The 17,355-nt window shown below is 66.2% G+C and carries 14 protein-coding genes and 1 pseudogene; 9 read left to right on the forward strand and 6 right to left on the reverse strand.

Features of this window, described 5'->3' with window-relative positions:
- Positions 1 to 149: 149 nt before the first annotated feature.
- From nth to MNR01_RS17295, 3 genes are read right to left on the reverse strand one after another with little or no spacing between them, the layout of a single operon-like run.
- On the reverse strand, positions 150 to 863 hold the full coding sequence (gene nth, locus MNR01_RS17285) for an endonuclease III (RefSeq protein ID WP_241918940.1): 714 nt from the start codon (positions 861 to 863) through the stop codon (positions 150 to 152).
- 8 nt (positions 864 to 871) lie between these two features.
- On the reverse strand, positions 872 to 1,315 hold the full coding sequence (locus MNR01_RS17540; protein WP_345779020.1) for a hypothetical protein: 444 nt from the start codon (positions 1,313 to 1,315) through the stop codon (positions 872 to 874).
- Entirely contained in the window at positions 1,315 to 2,097 is a 783-nt protein-coding gene (locus MNR01_RS17295) for an enoyl-CoA hydratase-related protein (protein WP_241918941.1), read from the reverse strand. The genes MNR01_RS17540 and MNR01_RS17295 overlap by 1 nt, the downstream gene beginning before the upstream one ends.
- Positions 2,098 to 2,332: 235 nt before the next feature.
- Between MNR01_RS17295 and MNR01_RS17300 the strand changes: the two genes are divergently transcribed.
- From MNR01_RS17300 to MNR01_RS17320, 4 genes and pseudogenes are all read left to right on the forward strand, one after another.
- A complete protein-coding gene (locus MNR01_RS17300) occupies positions 2,333 to 3,019 on the forward strand; it encodes an FKBP-type peptidyl-prolyl cis-trans isomerase N-terminal domain-containing protein (RefSeq protein WP_241918942.1) in 687 nt (228 codons plus the stop codon).
- 220 nt (positions 3,020 to 3,239) lie between these two features.
- A pseudogene (locus MNR01_RS17310) lies at positions 3,240 to 4,057 on the forward strand (DUF1289 domain-containing protein).
- Positions 4,054 to 4,929 carry a sulfurtransferase gene (locus MNR01_RS17315; RefSeq protein ID WP_241918945.1) on the forward strand — a complete coding sequence of 292 codons (876 nt, stop codon included), beginning with the start codon at positions 4,054 to 4,056 and terminating at the stop codon, positions 4,927 to 4,929. The pseudogene MNR01_RS17310 and the gene MNR01_RS17315 overlap by 4 nt, the downstream one beginning before the upstream one ends.
- Positions 4,930 to 5,016: 87 nt before the next feature.
- Positions 5,017 to 6,360, forward strand: coding sequence for a substrate-binding domain-containing protein (locus MNR01_RS17320; protein ID WP_241918946.1), 1,344 nt, complete (start codon positions 5,017 to 5,019; stop codon positions 6,358 to 6,360).
- A 48-nt stretch (positions 6,361 to 6,408) separates the two neighbouring features.
- Here MNR01_RS17320 and MNR01_RS17325 read toward each other — a convergent pair whose 3' ends face one another.
- Complete coding sequence (locus MNR01_RS17325) at positions 6,409 to 7,176, reverse strand: enoyl-CoA hydratase/isomerase family protein (RefSeq protein WP_241920672.1); 768 nt, start codon at positions 7,174 to 7,176, stop codon at positions 6,409 to 6,411.
- Positions 7,177 to 7,221: 45 nt separating this feature from the next.
- Complete coding sequence (locus tag MNR01_RS17330) at positions 7,222 to 8,805, reverse strand: DUF4139 domain-containing protein (RefSeq protein WP_241918947.1); 1,584 nt, start codon at positions 8,803 to 8,805, stop codon at positions 7,222 to 7,224.
- Positions 8,806 to 8,843: 38 nt separating this feature from the next.
- On the opposite strand from MNR01_RS17330, the gene MNR01_RS17335 reads away from it, so the two are divergent.
- The 5 genes from MNR01_RS17335 to MNR01_RS17355 all read left to right on the forward strand — a co-directional run bounded on the left by MNR01_RS17335 (position 8,844) and on the right by MNR01_RS17355 (position 15,807).
- Complete coding sequence (locus MNR01_RS17335) at positions 8,844 to 9,287, forward strand: copper chaperone PCu(A)C (RefSeq protein WP_241918948.1); 444 nt, start codon at positions 8,844 to 8,846, stop codon at positions 9,285 to 9,287.
- A gap of 252 nt (positions 9,288 to 9,539) precedes the next feature.
- Positions 9,540 to 10,442, forward strand: coding sequence for a cation transporter (locus tag MNR01_RS17340; protein ID WP_241918949.1), 903 nt, complete (start codon positions 9,540 to 9,542; stop codon positions 10,440 to 10,442).
- Between the two features lie 219 nt (positions 10,443 to 10,661).
- Positions 10,662 to 12,065 (forward strand): DcaP family trimeric outer membrane transporter, encoded by a 1,404-nt coding sequence (locus MNR01_RS17345; protein ID WP_241918950.1) that lies wholly within the window; start codon positions 10,662 to 10,664, stop codon positions 12,063 to 12,065.
- Positions 12,066 to 12,167: 102 nt separating this feature from the next.
- Positions 12,168 to 14,474: an Orn/Lys/Arg decarboxylase N-terminal domain-containing protein gene (locus MNR01_RS17350; protein ID WP_241918951.1), complete on the forward strand. Its 2,307-nt coding sequence runs from the start codon at positions 12,168 to 12,170 to the stop codon at positions 14,472 to 14,474.
- 10 nt (positions 14,475 to 14,484) lie between these two features.
- Positions 14,485 to 15,807: an amino acid permease gene (locus MNR01_RS17355; RefSeq protein WP_241918952.1), complete on the forward strand. Its 1,323-nt coding sequence runs from the start codon at positions 14,485 to 14,487 to the stop codon at positions 15,805 to 15,807.
- Between the two features lie 98 nt (positions 15,808 to 15,905).
- Here MNR01_RS17355 and potE read toward each other — a convergent pair whose 3' ends face one another.
- On the reverse strand, positions 15,906 to 17,258 hold the full coding sequence (gene potE, locus MNR01_RS17360; protein ID WP_241918953.1) for a putrescine-ornithine antiporter: 1,353 nt from the start codon (positions 17,256 to 17,258) through the stop codon (positions 15,906 to 15,908).
- Positions 17,259 to 17,355: the final 97 nt, after the last annotated feature.

A 17,355-nucleotide genomic window follows, 5' to 3' on the forward strand; every position in this document is an offset into this window, starting at 1 on the left:
GCCCTTGGGGCGTAGGAAGACGCTGCGCAGGCTAGGGTGTGAAAGTTGCGTAAATATGACAGCGCTGACTTATTTCGTCGGGATGACGCTGGCATTACTGCCGCCGACCGGCAGCCACGGCCATGAGCCGGCCTTGCGAGGCCTGGCGGTCATTCCGACAGACGGTCGGGTTCCCCGGCTGTCTTTTCCTTGAAACGACACAGATCGCGCAGCACGCAATGCGGGCAGTCGGGCTTGCGCGCCTTGCAGACATAGCGGCCGTGCAGGATCAGCCAGTGGTGGGCATCATGCAGGTACTGCGGCGGCACCACCTTGAGCAGGCCGTCCTCGACTGCCCGCACGGTCTTGCCCGGTGCCAGGCCGGTGCGGTTGGCGACCCGGAAGATATGGGTGTCCACGGCCATCGTCGGTTCGCCGAAGGCGGTGTTCATGACCACGTTGGCGGTCTTGCGGCCGACCCCCGGCAGGGCTTCGAGGGCGGCGCGGTCGTGCGGGACTTCGCCGCCATGGCGCTCCAGCAGCTGGTGCGCCATCGCCACCACGTTGGCCGCCTTGGTGTTGAACAGCCCGATGGTGGCGATGTAGGGCTTGAGTGCCTCGACGCCGAGGTCGGCGATGGCCTTGGGAGTATTGGCCACCGGGAATAATTTGCGCGTGGCCTTGTTGACGCCGACGTCGGTCGCCTGCGCCGACAGCGTCACTGCCACCAGCAGCTCATAGGGTGTGCTGAACTCGAGCTCGGTGGTGGGCTTGGGGTTGAGCGCCTTCAGTCTGGCGAACATCGTTTCGACTTCGCCTGCGCTCAGGCGAGGACTGCGGCGGGCTGGCTTCGATGCGGATTTCTTCGCGCTGGCTGCGGGCATGCGGTGGTTCACGGCTTGTGGCGGGCGGCAGCTTTCGCGCGCGCACGGGCCAGCGCGGCGGCGGCAGCCGAGGGAAGGGCGGGTGCGGTGGTGGTCGCGGCGGTCGCGGCGGTCGTGGCCTGCGCACCGGGATCCGGTGCGGTCGTCATGGGTGTGGCGCGGTGCTCGGCACGCTCGCGGGCGCGTCGCTCCAGACGCGCGTTGCGTGCGCGATAACGCTCGCGTGCAGCCAGCGCCTGCAATCGCTCGTCGCGCGCCACCTGCAGGCGTGACCTGCAGGCATCGCTGCAATGCAGGCAGACAACTGCATCGGCCGCATCGGCCGCGATGAGGCCCAGGGCGATCGCACCGTCGATATCGTCATCGGCAAGCGCGGCAGCAATTGCATGCGCCGCCGCGCCGCCACCATCGCGACAGCCGCAAACGCATGCAGCGCTGACAACCGGGGCCATCACTGGCCGCTGAAGCTCGGCTTGCGCCGCTCCAGGAAAGCGGCGGTGCCTTCGCGCATGTCGGCGGTGGAGAACATCAGGCCGAACTGCGCCGTCTCGTACTCCAGGCCTTCCTCGATCCCGCACTCGCCGCCGACATTGACGCAGTCGAGCACGCCGCGCAGCGCCAGCGGCGCCGACGCGGCGAGCTGCCCGGCAAGCTTCATGGTCTCGGTTTCCAGTTCGGCGGCGGCGACCACGCGATTGACGATGCCCAGCTCGCGCGCACGCGCGGCATCGATCGGTGCCCCGGCCAGGCACAGCTCCAGGGTTGCGGCGCGGCCGGCCAGGCGCAGCAGGCGCTGGGTGCCGCCAAAGCCCGGGATGAGGCCCAGGTTGACCTCCGGCTGGCCGACCTTGGCCGTGTCGGCAGCAATGCGCAGGTGGCAGGACATGGCCAGCTCGAGTCCGCCGCCCAGGGCGAATCCGTTGATCATGCCGATCACGGGTTTGGGCATTTTTTCGATCCGGCGCATCAGTTTTTGCCCGCGCAGGGAGAAGTCACGCCCCTGGACCGGGGTGAGGGTGTTCATCTGGGAGATGTCCGCGCCGGCCACGAAGGCCTTCGTTCCGGCCCCAGTCAGGACCACGCAGCGCACCTCCGGCGCGGCCTCGGCGGCCTCAAAGGCCACCAGCAGGGCGTCCAGGGTCTGCGCATTGAGCGCATTCAGCTTGTCGGGGCGGTTGACGGTGATCAGGCGCACAGCGCCGTGATCGGCAATCAGGACGGGCGTTTCAGACATGATGGTGGGGTCGCTCGGCGGGTTTTTGGGTGGATCCGGGGACGCCTGCCGCAGCCACGGAACTCCCGGCCGGGAGCGCTGTCAGAGCAGGGCGGCCTCAGTGGCGATTAAGCCTTGGCGCCGTTATCCTAGCGCGTCCATCCGGGCCGATTCGACTGGTGCGGGCCTGACTAGACTGGTATTACCCAACGGCGCGGCCAACCCGCACCTCGATCCATCACGGAGATTCCACCGAATGAAGTTGCGTTTGATTGCTGCCGCCGTTGCGGCCCTGGCACTGACCGCCGGCAACGCCGTCGCGCAGGACACTTCGACCGAGAAAGGCAAGCTCAGCTACGCCCTCGGCTATGACCTCGGTCGCAACGCTGTTGAAAGCGGCGAGCAGGTCGATGTGAACACCATCATCAAGGGCCTGCAGGACGGCTATGGCAAGAAGCAGCCGGCTGTGCCCGTCGACCAGCTGCGCTCCGCCGTGCAGAACATGCAGCAGCGCCAGCAGGCCAAGGCCAAGGCCGAGTGGGACAAGGCTGCGTCGACCAACAAGACCAAGAGCGACTCCTTCATTGCCGCCAACAAGGCGAAGGCTGGCGTGAAGGTGCTTCCGAGCGGCGTGCAGTACCGCGTGATTGAGACGGGTACCGGCGCCAAGCCGACCCAGGCCAACACCGTGCAGCTGGAAGTCGCAGGTCCCTACGCATGGGGCGAGCGTCCGCAGCAGCCGCGTCCGGCGCAGGCGATCCCGGCGATCAAGGTCAGCGAAATCGAGATGGCGGCAATGCGCGAAGCGCTGCTGCAGATGCCGGCCGGTTCGAAGTGGGAAGTCACCCTGCCGCCGGAGAAGGCGTACGGTGCCGACCCGCGCACCCCGTTCCCGCCGAACGTCGCCGTCCAGTTCGAAGTAAAGCTGGTCAGCGTCAAGTGACGAATTGGCCCGTGGCCGCATAGCGGCCACGGGTCTGTCACATCGTCATCCCCGCGAAGGCGGGGGCAGTTTTTGCTGATGCTTCGCGCCAAGCGCGAATGACGTCGAAGCAATTGCATGACCCATTGAGCCGGCCTCGCGCCGGCTCAATGTCTTTACGGGCGCCACAACCGCCAAACCGGTTGAAACCCGTGCACTCCCGTCTTACGGTTGGCAGTTGATGAATACTCTTTTCCGCGCCGTGCTCAGTCCCTGCATCGGCGTCTGCGCACTCGACGACGACGGCCTGTGCAATGGCTGCCATCGCACCAGTGCCGAGATCGCGCGCTGGCCGCAGATGAATGACGACGAGCGCCTGCGCATGATGGAAACCACCTTGCCCGAACGGGAACAGCGACGAGGGTGAAGCCATTGCCAGCCGGTCCGGTCCTGCCTGATTGCCCCGGTCTGATGGCCGCGCTGCATCCTTTGGCGTCGCCGCCGCAAGGTCCTGGCTGGAACCTCGCCGAACTGCACGACCTGCTGCCCGACGGAACGGTGTCGGTCGCCGCCGCTGTCCTGGTTGGCCTGGTGCCGCGCGGCAGCGGCACGCAGGTGCTGCTCACCCGTCGCACCGATGCGCTGCGCCAGCATGCCGGGCAGGTCAGCTTCCCTGGCGGTCGCGTCGAACTCGACGACGCCAACGCTGTTGCCACCGCACTGCGCGAAACCTGCGAGGAAATCGGCCTGGCCTCCGCGCAGATCGCGCCGCTGGGTTTCCTCGATCCGCTTGCCACGATCACCGGTTTCCGCGTGCAGCCCGTCGTGGCACTGCTCGCCGACGACTACATCGCACGGCCGGACCCGAACGAAGTCGCCGACGTGTTCGAAGTGCCGCTGTCGTTCCTGCTGGATCCAGCCAACCTGGCCACGCATACGCTCGACTTCCGCGGGCGACCGCGTGAAGTCCTGGAATATCGCTATCCCGCGCAACGCATTTGGGGCGCAACCGCGTCGATGCTGTTCAACCTGCGGCAACGACTGGAGGCCATTGCATGAATGCCACGCAAGCCTGGGGCACATTGATATCTGCAGACGAGCTCGCATCGGCGCTTGGCCGCAGTGAGCTGGTCGTGATCGACGCGCGTTCAAAGCTCGGTGATGCCGCCACGGCCGAAGCGGCGTATCGGCAAGCGCACATTCCCGGTGCCCGCTACGCGCACCTGGAACGCGATCTGTCTGCGCCCGAAGGCACTGCGCCGGCGCTGCGGATCGATGCCGGTCGCCATCCGTGGCCGCAGCTCGACGACTTCCTCGCCGCGCTCGGTCGCTGGGGCATCACACCGCAGACCCAGGTCGTCGCCTACGACGCCGGCGACGGCGCGTTGGCCGCGGCCAGGCTGTGGTTCCTGCTGCGCATGCTCGGCCACGAGCGCGTGGCCGTCCTCGACGGCGGTTGGGAGCAATGGCAAGCGCAGGGTCTGCCGGTCGATACCGACGTGCCCGAACCGATGCCGACCCGGTATGCCGGATCGTTCGATGAAACCCGCCTGTTGGATGCGGCGCAGGTGCAGGCGCATCTGGACAACGGCGGCCTGCTGTTCGATGCGCGGGCGGCCGAGCGCTTCCGCGGCGACATCGAGCCGATCGATCGCGTCGCCGGCCACGTGCCGGGGGCGCGCAACCGCCCCTATGCATCGAGCATGCGCGACGGTCGCTTCCGCCCGGCGACAGAACTCGCCGCAGAGCTCGCGACCCAGCTCGACGGCCATCCGGCCAGCGATGCGGCGGTGATGTGTGGCTCGGGCGTGACCGCCTGCCACTTGCTACTGGCGATGGAACACGCCGGCCTGAAAGGCGCGCGCCTGTTCAAGGGATCGTGGAGCGGATGGATCGCTGACCCGGAACGCCCGATTGCGACAGGCGAGTAGCCAGCTGTAACAAGAATTCGCACGCGGTAACAAGAACGTCATCGAAGCTCCCGATGCTTGCGTGTTTTCGCATGGGGGACGTGCGCGATGTCACGTATTGCACGGTGTGTGTGGGGATTGCTGCTTCTGGTGACGTGCGCGACGGCCAACGCGCAGGTGGATGCCGAAAGGGTGCGCATCCACGGTTCGCAGACGCTGGGTGCGCGCCTGGTGCCGACCGTGGCCGAGGCCTGGTTGCGCGATATCGGATACCAGGACATCCGTCGCGTGCAGGCGGCACCGGCGATGACCGAGATCCATGCCGTTCGCGATGGGCTGCCGCTGATCGTCGAGATTGCCGGCAGCAGCACGGCACGCGGTTTCGCCGATCTGGTCGCCGGCGACGCGCAGATCGCGATGATGACGCGGCGTCCGACGGCCGCGGAACTCGACGAGGGCTGGCAGCTGGGCGACCTGGCCTCGCACGACCAGGAGTTCGTGCTGGCGCTCGATGGCGTCGCGGTTGTGGTCCATCGCGACAATCCGGTCACCCGGCTGGACACGACGCAGTTGCGGCGGTTGTTCTCCGGACAGGTACGCGACTGGCGCGAAGTCGGTGGACAACCGGGTCCCGTGCGCCTGCAGATGGTGGCAGGTGCGAACTCGGCGCGCGACCTCGTCGACGAGCGGGTCATGGCGGGCAGCGACTACGGCATGAGCCGGCAGCATGCAGACGGCCCGGCGCTGCTGCGCGTAGTGGCGGCCGATCCGCAGGCGATCGGATTCATCACGCTGCGCCAGCGTTGGGGCGCAGGCGTGCGGCCGCTGGCCATCGCTGAAGGCGGTCGTGCAGTCGCGCCGACGCGCTTGAACGTGCAGAGCGAGGACTATCCGCTGACCCGTCGCCTCTACATGTATGGCAGCCAGATGATGGGCGCGCTCAGCCGCAGCTTCGCGTTGTATGCGATGGGCCAGCACGGCCAGGATGCCGTGGCTGCGGCCGGGCATCTGGGCGTGACGATGCGCCCGGGCTACAAGCCGCCGACCTTGTCCGGTCCTGCCGAGTACAAGGCGCTGATCGGCAACGCGACGCGGCTGCCGGTGAGCCTGCGCTTCAACTTCACCGGCAACAACGAAAGCGGCGTCGCCAGCAGCGTCTACGACAGCCGCTCGGTGCGCGACATCGAACGCCTGGCGGCCTTCATGAAACTGCCGGTGAACCAGGGGCGGCAGCTGCTGGTGGTGGGCTTCGCCGATGTCGGGACCAGCACGTCGGTGGCGGCGACGATGATGATGAGCAACGACCGTGCCGACCTGGTGGCGCACGAACTGATGGCGCTGGGTCTGCCGGTGCTGCACGCACGCGGGATGGGCGCGCTGGTGCCGTTGAAGGCGCCGGCCGATGCGCGCGCGCGATTCCGCAACGAGCGCGTTGAGATCTGGCTGCTGTAGGACGCAAGCAACGGCGAGGGTGGCGACGGTTGCCGCCACCCTCGGCAGTTACTTGCCCAGCCGCGCGACCAGCGCCTGCAGGGCCGCCTGCGTCGCCGGGTCGCCCCAGGCATCGATGAAGCGCGGCAACTGGATCTGGTCCGGATGCAGTGCGGCGACCAGGTCGGCGCGGGCGATGGCGCGGGTCTGGCGCATCACCGGCTGCGGCAATGCCAGCAGCGATCCGAGCCATTGACGTGCACGAGCGACTTCCTGCCCGGCATCGACCAGTTCGTCGACCAGACCCAGGCGCTCGGCGCGATCGGCCGCGACCATCTCGCCGGCCACGACCAGGCGTTCTGCCTGGTAGATGCCGACCACGCGCTGCATCAGGCGCAGGATGCCGACCGGCACCACCAGCCCGACCTGGGTTTCGTTGAGGCCGATGCGGAAGGGCTTGGCCGGATCCTCGCTGCGCGCCATCACGCGATAGTCGCAGCACAGCGCCAGCACGCAGCCACCGGCAGGCGCGTGCCCGCCGATCGCGGCCACCACCGGTACCGGGCATTCGGCCAGGGTGCGTGCGGCGAAGAAGAACGATTCCCAGGCTGCCATCAGTGCATCGCGATCGTTGCCGAGCGATAGCAGGTAGGGCACGTCGAGGCCGGCCGAGAACACCTTGGGGCTGCCGCTGAGGATCAGGCCCTGCGCGCCCTGGTCGACGGCAGTGCCGATCGCGGCGATGAGCTCGTTGCACAGCTCCGGATTGAGCGCGTTGACCGGCGCGCGCGCCAGCCGCAGTTCGACGATGCCATCGGCGGCATGGGTTTGGATCATGTTCATCAGGTCGGGCTCATAAGGTCGGGCTCATAAGGGTGGGGCTCATGGGGTGACGTCCTTGCTCCAGCGGTAGCGCACGGTGTAGGTGAGCGTGGTTTCGTTCCCGGCCGCCACCGGCACTTCGAATTGCGCGTGCTGGGCATCCTTCTTCTTGCCCGGCACGCTGCTGGCGACCAGCTCCCAGTCGCTCCAGCGCGGCAGCGGCTCGATCACGCGAATGGTAGCCGCCGTCTTCTTGCCGTTGGTCAAGGTCAGTTCGAACGTCTCGGTGATCGTGCGGCCGGCGCGATCGAGGCGGAAGTCCTTCGGCTCGCGCTTGGCACGCAGGTCGAAGGCCTTGCCGACCTGCAGGCGGATTTCTTCGCCGGTAGCGGTATGCGGCAGCATGGATTCGCCGAGGAAATCGCCGTCGACGAAGGTGCGGACGCGGCCTGCAGGCAGTGGCTGGCCGAGCCCCGCTTCCTTTGAATTGCTGACGGTGACCGTCGTCGTGACGGGCAGCATTCCAGTCGCACCACGGAAGGAGGGGGCAATCACGGGTTGCGGTGGTTCCCAGCCGCCACCGTCGGCCTCGACCACGTAGGCGCGCTCGCACGAGATCGACGGCCGTGGCGCGAACAGCGGCACGCGTTCGTTGCTGCCATGGGCGACACGCACGCGGCCGGGCAGATCGTAGGCGTGGTATTCGCCGGACTCGCGCACGGTCGGCATCGGCGGCGGTGGCGCTGCCGGGGAGGCCATTTCCATGCGATCCATCGCCACCCGGCCGCGGGGCGCCTGCATCCGCTCGACGTTCGGCTCGCCCGCGACCAGGCTTACCGTGGCGTCATCGAATGTCACGCCGGAACGATTGGCGATCAGTGCCGCGCCATCGAGCGCGAGCCGGCAGCCGTCGCCCTTGGCCAGGGTCGCCAGGTACTCGGCGCGCCAGGCCATGCCGCCCATGGGGTAGCTCAGCTGGAACTGGGCATCGCCGGCGCGCGGCGCGGTCACCGTCCATTGCAGCGCGGCATGGCGGGGCAGGCGCGATTGCGCGTCGACGAGGCTGAAACTGTCGTAGTTGCGGATCACCTTGATGCGGCCGTCGTCCAGCGCAAGCGTGAGGCCGTCGCCTGCCGACAGCAGCGTGCCGGTGTCGGTCTGCTTGGCGCCGCCGGCCGTATGCTCGACGGTGACCTTGTTGCCGATCGCCTGCGCCAGCACGTCGTCGGTACCCGACAGCGCAGCGATGTAGCGCTGGCCGACGATGCCGATGCCGGCCGTCAGCGGTCGCAATGCCGCCGCTTCGACGTCCATCGAAGGCGGAACGTCATCGGCGGCAATGGCGTTCTCGCCCTGTTTGAGTGCGCGATCGAGTCTGCGGTCGACCAGCGCGTAGCCAGGCATGCCGGCCTGCGGGACATCGCTGTTGGCCAGCTGGTCGTAGCCGCCGCTGTACACCGTCAGGCGCGTTTGCGCGGCATCGTCGCCTTCGGCCTGCTGAGAAGCGGGCGATGGGGCCGATGGGGCCGATGGATGCGCCGTGGAACCGGCCGCGCCTTCGTCGCCGGTGGCCTGCGGCGGCTTGGGCCCCGAGCAGGCGGCAAGCGAGCAGGCCAGGGCAAGCAGCGAGAGCGGATGTTTCATCGGCGACTCCTTCAGCATGTGGGAAGTATCATAGGCCCATGAACGCATCACGCACCCGCCTGGGGTTACTGATCCTGCTCGCTGCTGTCACGTCCTCCGCATGGGCTGGCGATTGCACGCCCGTGGTTCGCGACGGCTGGGTGCGCATGCCGCCGATGGCCATGCCGATGATGGCCGGCTTTGGTCGCATCGAGAATCCGTGTTCGATGCCGGTGACGGTCGTCTCCGCCAGCAGTGTTGCGTTCGGCGATGTGTCGCTGCACGAGACGCGCGTGGTCGACGGTGTCAGCCGGATGCGCGCGCTGCCGGAGCTGCGCATCGGCGCCGGTGAGTCGGCTGTCCTCAAGCCCGGTGGCATGCACTTGATGCTGATGCAGCCGGGGATGGCGCTGAAGCCGGGCAGCAAGGTCGTGGTCGAGTTCGCACTGAAGGGCGGCGGCAAGCTGCTCGGCGAGTTCGTGGTCCGCTCTGCGAGCGACTGATCAGGCTCATCTCTGGTGGTTCCAACAGCGCCATTGGCCCGGCGCGTAGCCCAGGTAAGCGCAGCGCACCCGGGGAATGAAGCCAGAGCAACGTCCATGGATTTCCGCCTTCGCGGGAATGACGGGCATGGAAGCCCCGCTCCCGCTCGCGGGAGGGGGGGCTGGGGTGAGCAGCGACACTGGCATCACGGCCCGGAGCAACACAATCCGGCAATTTCCCGCGGCCCGACTCCGCCCGACCACGGAGATCTGATGGACACCCGCCCCGAGCAGCGACTCCTCAAGCTTTCCATCGCAATCACCATCGTGGTCGGCGTCGTCGGCATCGCCAGTGGCTTGCTGGTCAATTCCGACGCGATCATCTTCGACGGCATGTACAGCCTCGTCGACGTCGTGTTGACCGTGGCTTCGCTGAGCGTGTCGCGGCTGGTGGCCTACGAAGGCAGTCGCCGCTTCCAGTTCGGCTACTGGCACCTGGAGCCGATGGTCGAGGCGTTTGGCGGTGCGACCCTGGCCTTGTCGTGCCTCTATGCGGCGTTCACCGCGATCATCGGGCTGACCTCCGGCGGCAATGAAGTGTCGTACGGCCTGGGCGCGATCTGGGCAGGCGTGCTGTGCATCGTCGGCATGGGCATGTCCGCGTACATGCGCGGCCACTCGCGTCGGCTCGGATCGAACCTGCTGGCACTCGATGCCCGTGCCTGGCTGGTCAGCGGATCCCTGAGCCTGGCGCTGCTGCTGGGTTTCGCGATCGCGGTGTCGATGAAGGGAACGGGCCATGAAGACTGGGTGCCGTTCATCGACCCGGCCATCCTGTTGTGCATCGCCCTGGCGATGCTGGTGGTGCCGATGCGCTCGACCTGGCGCGCGATCCGCGAAGTCCTGCAGGTGGCGCCCGGCGATCTCGATCGCGAGGTCAAGCAGGTCATGGACGAAGTGGTCGCCGAGCACGGCTTCCTCGAGTACTCCAGCCACGTGGCGAAGGTGGGGCGGGGCCGGTTCGTGGAGATCCTGATCCTGGTGCCGGCCGATCACGAGATTGGGCCGATTGCACGCGTCGACGCGATCCGCAGGGACATCGCCGCGCGACTCGGCGCCGACGCGCCGCAGTTCTGGTTGACGATCGAGTTCACCGGCGACCGCTCCTGGATGTGACAGGCACTTCAGCCGCCGTGGCCTCCCTTGGGTCGTGTCGTCAAATGTAAATTCGGTGTGCACAACCGCCCATCGGAACATCACGGTCGCTTCACGATAGGCCGCATTAAGTTGGGCGCTCGCGCGTTAATGCCGCGCGAACCTTGTGGGAGGAGAAGGATCATGCGACATGATTTCGCAGCTTCCTCGCTGGCCGTAGCTGTTGCAGCCGCTGCTGCAATGACCGCACTGCCCGTACACGCCCAGTCCGCGGCCTCGTCGGAGCAGCTGAAGGCCGAGATCTCGCAAATGCGCCAGCAGCTGCAACAGCAGCAGCAGATGATGCAGAGGATGCAGCAGCGCCTGGACGAACTCGAGTCGAAGGAAGCAGCGCAGGCCAAGGCCGCACCGCCGTCTGCTCCGGCCGCTGCGCCGGCACCGCTGATTTCCGCGGCGACGCTGCCACCGACCGAAGTGTCGCGCGTGCATCGCCCGCCATCGGCCTTGCCGGCAACGGCCGAGCCGCTTCCCGAAGGCTATGTCCAGCTGGGTGACACCGGCAACCTGATCAAGATCGACGTGGTTGCGCAGTTCGACATGATGTTCGACAACAAGTTCATGGGCGCCAAGGACCTGTTCGTGCCTTCGTCCATCCCGGTACAGGGGCAGCCGTTCCACGATTCGGATTCGCGCAGCAACCTCAGCGCCAAGCAGAGCGTGTTCCGCCTCGACTTCCGCCGCCAGACCGACTACGGCCTGTTGAAGGTGGTCTACAAGAACAACTTCTTCGGCAGCGGCAGCGGCGACATGCCGTACAACATGCAGTACCTGTATGGCGAACTGGAAGCGAAGGACTACTCGCTGATCGCCGGCTACTACCTGTCCGCGTTCACCGACATCGACGCCTTCCCCAACACCCTCGATTACGAGGGGCCGAACTCCTTCACCTTCAAGTACACGCCGCAGGTGCGCTACTCGCCGATCGTGTACCGCTCGGGCGAGGGCAAGCTGACGATCCCGATGTCGGTGGAGAAGCCCAATGCCGACATCGCCCTCATCGGCGACTTCGAGACCTACTCGCGCATTCCCGACCTGACCCTCGGCTTGCGTTGGGAGACCCCGGACTGGCATCTGCAGTGGGCCAACCTGTTCCGTGACCTGGGCGTGCAAACCGCGATCGGGGACCATCAGCGCAACACCAATGCCTACGCCACCCAGCTCAGTTTCGCCGCCGGCCTCTTCGAGAACGACAGCGTCCAGGCCTGGGCCAGCTACGGCGAAGGCTACGCAAACTTCCTGCAGGACATCTCCGGATTCGGGCTGGATGCGGCATTCAATGCCCAGGCCGACCTGGAGGCCATCGATGCCGGTGGCTGGGGCGTGGGCTACACCCACGGCTGGTCCGACAATGTCAGTTCGAGTGCGTCCTACGGTTATCTGCGGATCGACCCGGACGAGGACATGCTGATCGATCCGACCCTGCCCAAGAGCACCCGCTTCGCATCGCTCAACCTTGCCTGGCAGTTCTCCGAACGCGCGATGTTCGGCGTCGAGTACCTGTGGGGCAAGAACACCGATCTCCAGGACAACGACGGCGAGGCACAACGCCTGCAGGCAACGCTGCGCTACGACCTCAATCCCTGAGAAGGGCAGCGCAGGCCTGCGAACCTGACGTCGCGGAAGGACACGGAAATTCGCCGGACGCGGGCAGGCCGTGTCCTATCCATGAGTCAGGAGTGCATGGTCATGCTTCAGCGTCGCGCCCAACGTCAGAAGTTCCGCGTCCTCATCGTCCACCCGAAGATCGGCACGGATACCGCCGGCGGGCGTGCCTGCAAGATGCTGGTTGATGAGTTCACCGACCGCAATGTCGAGACGGTGACCGCGACCCACGTCGAGGATGCCCGCGCCACGATCATCTCCGACGCCTCGATACAGGCGATGATGATCGACTGGTCGTTGCCGGACGAGGATGGCAAGGAGCGCAACAACGCCGCCGCGACCGACCTGATCACCACCATTCGTGCCCGCAACGAGTTCGTGCCGATCTTCCTGTTGACCGAGCGCGAGAAGGCGCGGTCGCTGACGATCGAACTGGTGCAGGCGATCGACGAGCTGGTCTGGTTGCTGGAGGATGCGTCCACCTTCGTCTGCGGCCGCGTGATGGCGGCGGTGGGAAAGTACGTCGGCGGCCTGTTCGGGCCGCTGGTCAGCGCCCTCTACAATTTCAACCAGGTCCACGAATACTCCTGGCACACGCCTGGCCACACCGGAGGCACCGCGTTTCTGAAGCATCCTGCCGGGCGCGCGTTCCATGACTTCTACGGTGCGCACGTGTTCCAGACCGACCTGTCGATCAGTGTCGGCGAGCTGGGTTCGCTGCTCGACCACACCGGACCGATCGGCGCCAGCGAGAAGTACATCTCCACCGTGTTCGGTTCGGACCGGAGCTACACGGTCACCAACGGCTCCTCGACGTCGAACCGCATCATCTTCATGGCCTGCGTGCCCCGCGACAAGGTCGTGCTGTGCGATCGCAACTGCCACAAGTCGATCGAGCACGGACTGACCATGACCGGCGGCGTGCCGCAGTACCTGGTGCCGTCGCGCAACCGCTACGGGTTGATCGGACCCATCTATCCGGAGCGCCTGGCGAAGGCCTACCTGACCAAGGCGATCGCGTCGACGCCGATCAGCAAGGGGCTCAAGGACAAGCAGCCGGTGTTCGCCGTCGTCACCAATTCGACCTACGACGGCCTGTGCTACAACGCCACGCGCGTGCTCGAGCAGCTTGGCGGCTGGGTTGATCGCGTCCACTTCGACGAGGCCTGGTTCGGCTACGCGCGCTTCAACCCGCTCTATGCCGGGCGCTTGGGCATGCACGGCAAGGCCGCCGACCACGACCGCAAGGGACCAACGGTCTTCAGCACCCACTCCACGCACAAGCTGCTGGCGGCGTTCTCGCAGGCGTCCTACATCCACGTCCGCGACGGTCGCGATCCAATCCCGCACGCGCGCTTCAACGAGTCGTTCATGATGCACGGCTCGACCTCGCCGTTCTATCCGATCATCGCCTCCAACGAGATCGCCGCGTCGATGATGGATGGCGCCGGTGGCCTGGCCCTCACCCGCGAGAGCATCGACGAGGCGATCAGCTTCCGCCAGACCATCGGTCGCATCCACGCCGGGTTCGCCAAGAAGAAGGAATGGTTCTTCCGCACCTGGAATCCCGACAAGGTCAAGGTCGGCGGCAAGCGCGTCGCCTTCGAGGACGCGCCGCCGGAAGTGCTGGCAACCGACTCGTCGTGCTGGGTGCTGCATCCGGGCGACACATGGCACGGCTTCGACAAGCTCGAAGACGACTACTGCATGCTCGATCCGATCAAGGTGTCGGTGCTGACGCCGGGCATGGGCGACGATGGCGTGCTGGAGAAGCAGGGCTTCCCGGCATCGCTGCTGACCGCCTACCTCGACTCGCGCGGCATCGAGGTCGAGAAGACCAGCGACTTCGCCGTGCTGTTCCTGTTCTCGATCGGCATCACCAAGGCCAAGTGGAGCACGCTGCTGGCGGCGATGCTCGACTTCAAGCGTGATTACGACATGGACCAGTCGCTGGCGCGGGTGATGCCGAACCTGGTGAAGGACCATCCGGAACGCTACGAGGGCCTGGGCCTGCGCGGCCTCGGCGACCAGATGTTTGCAGAGCTGCGCAAGGGCGGGCAGACCGCGCACTTGCAGAAGGCTTATTCGAACCTGCCCGACATCAAGCTGTCGCCGGCCGACGCGTACCAGGAGCTGATCCTGGGCCGTGTCGAGCGGGTGCCGCTGCCCAAGCTGGCCGGTCGCACGGTGGCGACCAGCATCGTGCCGTATCCCCCGGGCATTCCGATGGTCATGCCGGGCGAATCCGCCGGCGCGGCCAACGGCCCGCACATCGGCTACCTGAAGTCGCTGCAGGGCTGGGACGCGGCATTCCCCGGGTTCGGGCACGACACGCATGGCGTCGAAGTAGAGGATGGCGAGTACTACGTGCAGTGCCTGACAACGGGCTGAGGTAACGACAATGCACGGTGGCAGCAACGGCAAGATGGGGCTGCTCGGTGCCTCCTCGCTCGTGGTGGCGAACATGGTCGGCACCGGGATATTCCTGTTGCCGGCCAGCCTGGCCTCGATTGGCAGCATCTCGATCTATGGCTGGATCGCGGCCGCGATCGGTGCCTCCGCGCTGGGCCTGGTGTTCGCGCACCTGGGCATGGTCGACCCCAAGGCCGGTGGCCCGTATGCCTATGCCCGCGATCATCTGGGGCCGTTCGCTGCGTTCCAGACCAACCTGCTGTACTGGGTGGCCAATGTCATCGGCAACATCGCCATAGCAGTCTCGGTCACGGGCTACCTGGCGGTGTTCTTCCCGGCGCTGGCCAACCCCTGGCTTGCCTGTGTCTGCACGGCCGTGGTGATCTGGGTGTTCATCTGGCTCAACCTGCGTGGCGCCAACACCGTCGGACACTTCACTGCGATCACCACCGTGGCGGGCATCCTGCCGATCGCGGTGATCGGGTTGCTGGGATGGTTCTGGTTCCGTCCCGAGGTCTTCATGGCGGGCTGGAATCCCGGCGCTGTCCCTGCGCCGACTGCGATCACGCAAAGTGCGTCGATCGCGCTGTGGGCCTTCCTCGGTGTCGAGAGTGCGGCGGTGTCGGCGGGTGTCATCGAGAACCCGAGGCGCAACGTGCCGCTGGCCACGATCATCGGTCTGATCGTGTCGACGCTGATCTACGTGGTGTGCTGCACGGTGATCATGGGGCTTCTCAGCAATGCTGAGCTGAAGGCGTCGGGTGCGCCGTTTGCCGACGCGGCGCGGGTGATGCTCGGTCCCGTGGGGGCAATCGTCATTTCGCTGGCGGCGATCGCGAAGGCGGCCGGTGCGCTGACCGGGTGGATCCTGATCGTGGCGCAATCGGCGCAGGCGGCGGCGGAGGACGGGATGTTCGCGCGGGTCTTTGCCGAGAAGAACGCGCGCGGCATGCCAGCACGCAATCTGGTCATCACCGGCGTGTTGATGACCGGGTTGCTGGTGCTGACGGTGTCGCCGACGGTCGCCGATCAGTTCACCCGGATCACCAGTGCGACGGTCGTGCTGATGGTGATCCCTTACGTCTATTCGGTGGTGGCCATGTGGCGCCTCAATGCGACGCTGGACCTGCCTGCGGCCCGTCGCGGCCTGCTGGCGGTGGTGGGTCTGCTGGCCTGCGTGTACTGCGGTGGTGTGATCCTGGGCCAGTCGGCGGAGCTGGATCGCAATGCGTTTGTCGTGCTGGTGCTGACGATTCCGTTCTATGCGCTGGTCGGGCGCAGCGCGGTGAAGGTGGGCGCGAAGGTGCACTGAGCTGTTCCGCGGAGTAAAAAAAAATCCCCGGCCCTTGAAATGGCCGGGGATTGTTCTGGATCCGCGACTCTGTGCCGAGACCGGCACGAGACCCTGGATCAGCTCTGGAACGACTTGCCGGGGTCCGGTACGTGCGCTTCGGATTCCATCCGGTAGAAGCGGTTGGCGGCGAAGAAGCCGAACAGCGTCCAGCCCAGGAAGATGCAGATGCCGCCCAGAACGATCGCTTCGGTGCCGGAACTGTAGAGGGCATAGAAGCTGTACACGGTGGCGATCAGCGCGATGACGTTGGTCATCCGTGCCTTGGTCTTGGGGATATTGGCCACGTTCTGGATGGTGACGATGGCTGCCATCGACATCACGTAGGGCACCAGGTTGGTCACCACCGCCAGGTTGACGACCTTGCCGAAGGTTTCGCTCAGGTCCGGGCTGGCCGTCATCAGCGCAAGGGCGGTCTGGATCCCGAGCAGTACCAGCATGCCGGCAATGGGCGTGCCGATCTTGGTGGCGCGGCTGAAGATCGAGATGAAGTAGCCGACATCGGCCGAGCTCTTGAACACCTGGGCGACGGTGAACTGCCAGCCCAGCAGCGAGCCTATGCAGGCGATGACCATCAATGCGGTGACGGTCTGGCCGACGCCGGGGCTGAACATGTATTCGTAGGCCAGCCCGAACGGCGCGCTGGACTTGGCCAGTTCCGCGTTGGGGATCATGCCGGCGATGACATTGGTCGAGATGATGTAGATGACCGCCGCGCCGATCGTCGCCACCAGCACCGCGATCGGGACATTCTTCTCGGGGTTCTCCACGGCGTCGGCGTTGGCGCAGGCAGACTCCAGTCCAAGGAATGCCCACAGGGTGACCGAGATCGAGCTGCCGACAGCGGACCAGAAGCTCATCTCGTGCGGGTTCCATGCGGCCGCCCAGGTGCTCGGGCTGAACCAGAACCAGCCGATCAGCGAGATCAGCACCACCGGCAGGATCACGCCCCAGACCGTCACCGAACCGATCTTGCCGGTAATCCTGGCGCCGCCGAAGTTGGCAAACGTGGTCACCCACAGCAGCACGATGGTCCAGAAGCAGGTCTGCATCGGGCTGAGGGTCGCGCCGAACAGCACCGTGGCATAGCCCACCGCGGTCACGCCGATGGCGACATTGCCGATCACCAGCGACAAACCGTACGTGTAGTTCGCCATGTAGTTGCCGCCCTTGCCGAAGGCGTACTCGGCGTAGCCGCCCATGCCGCCGGGTTTCCGGCTGAGCATGCCGCAGCGGGCGAAGACGTAGGCAAGGGCGAGCGAGCCGCCGGCGGTGAACAGCCAGGAGAAGATCGTGATCGTACCGATCTCGGCCAGCTTGCTCGGCAGCAGGATGATGCCCGAGCCCATCATGTTGACCAGCGTGATCACGGTCAGCTGAAACACATTCATTTTCTGATGGGACTCGCTCATGACAGGCTCCGTTGGGTGGATCGGAACTTCAGGCGCTGCAAGTCGTGCTGTATCGATCCGCAAAGTGAGCGGGGTAGTGCCTACGAGGCCGTGCCTC

Origin of the sequence: Lysobacter sp. S4-A87 (assembly GCF_022637455.1) — a bacterium.
Lineage (GTDB): Bacteria > Pseudomonadota > Gammaproteobacteria > Xanthomonadales > Xanthomonadaceae > Lysobacter_J.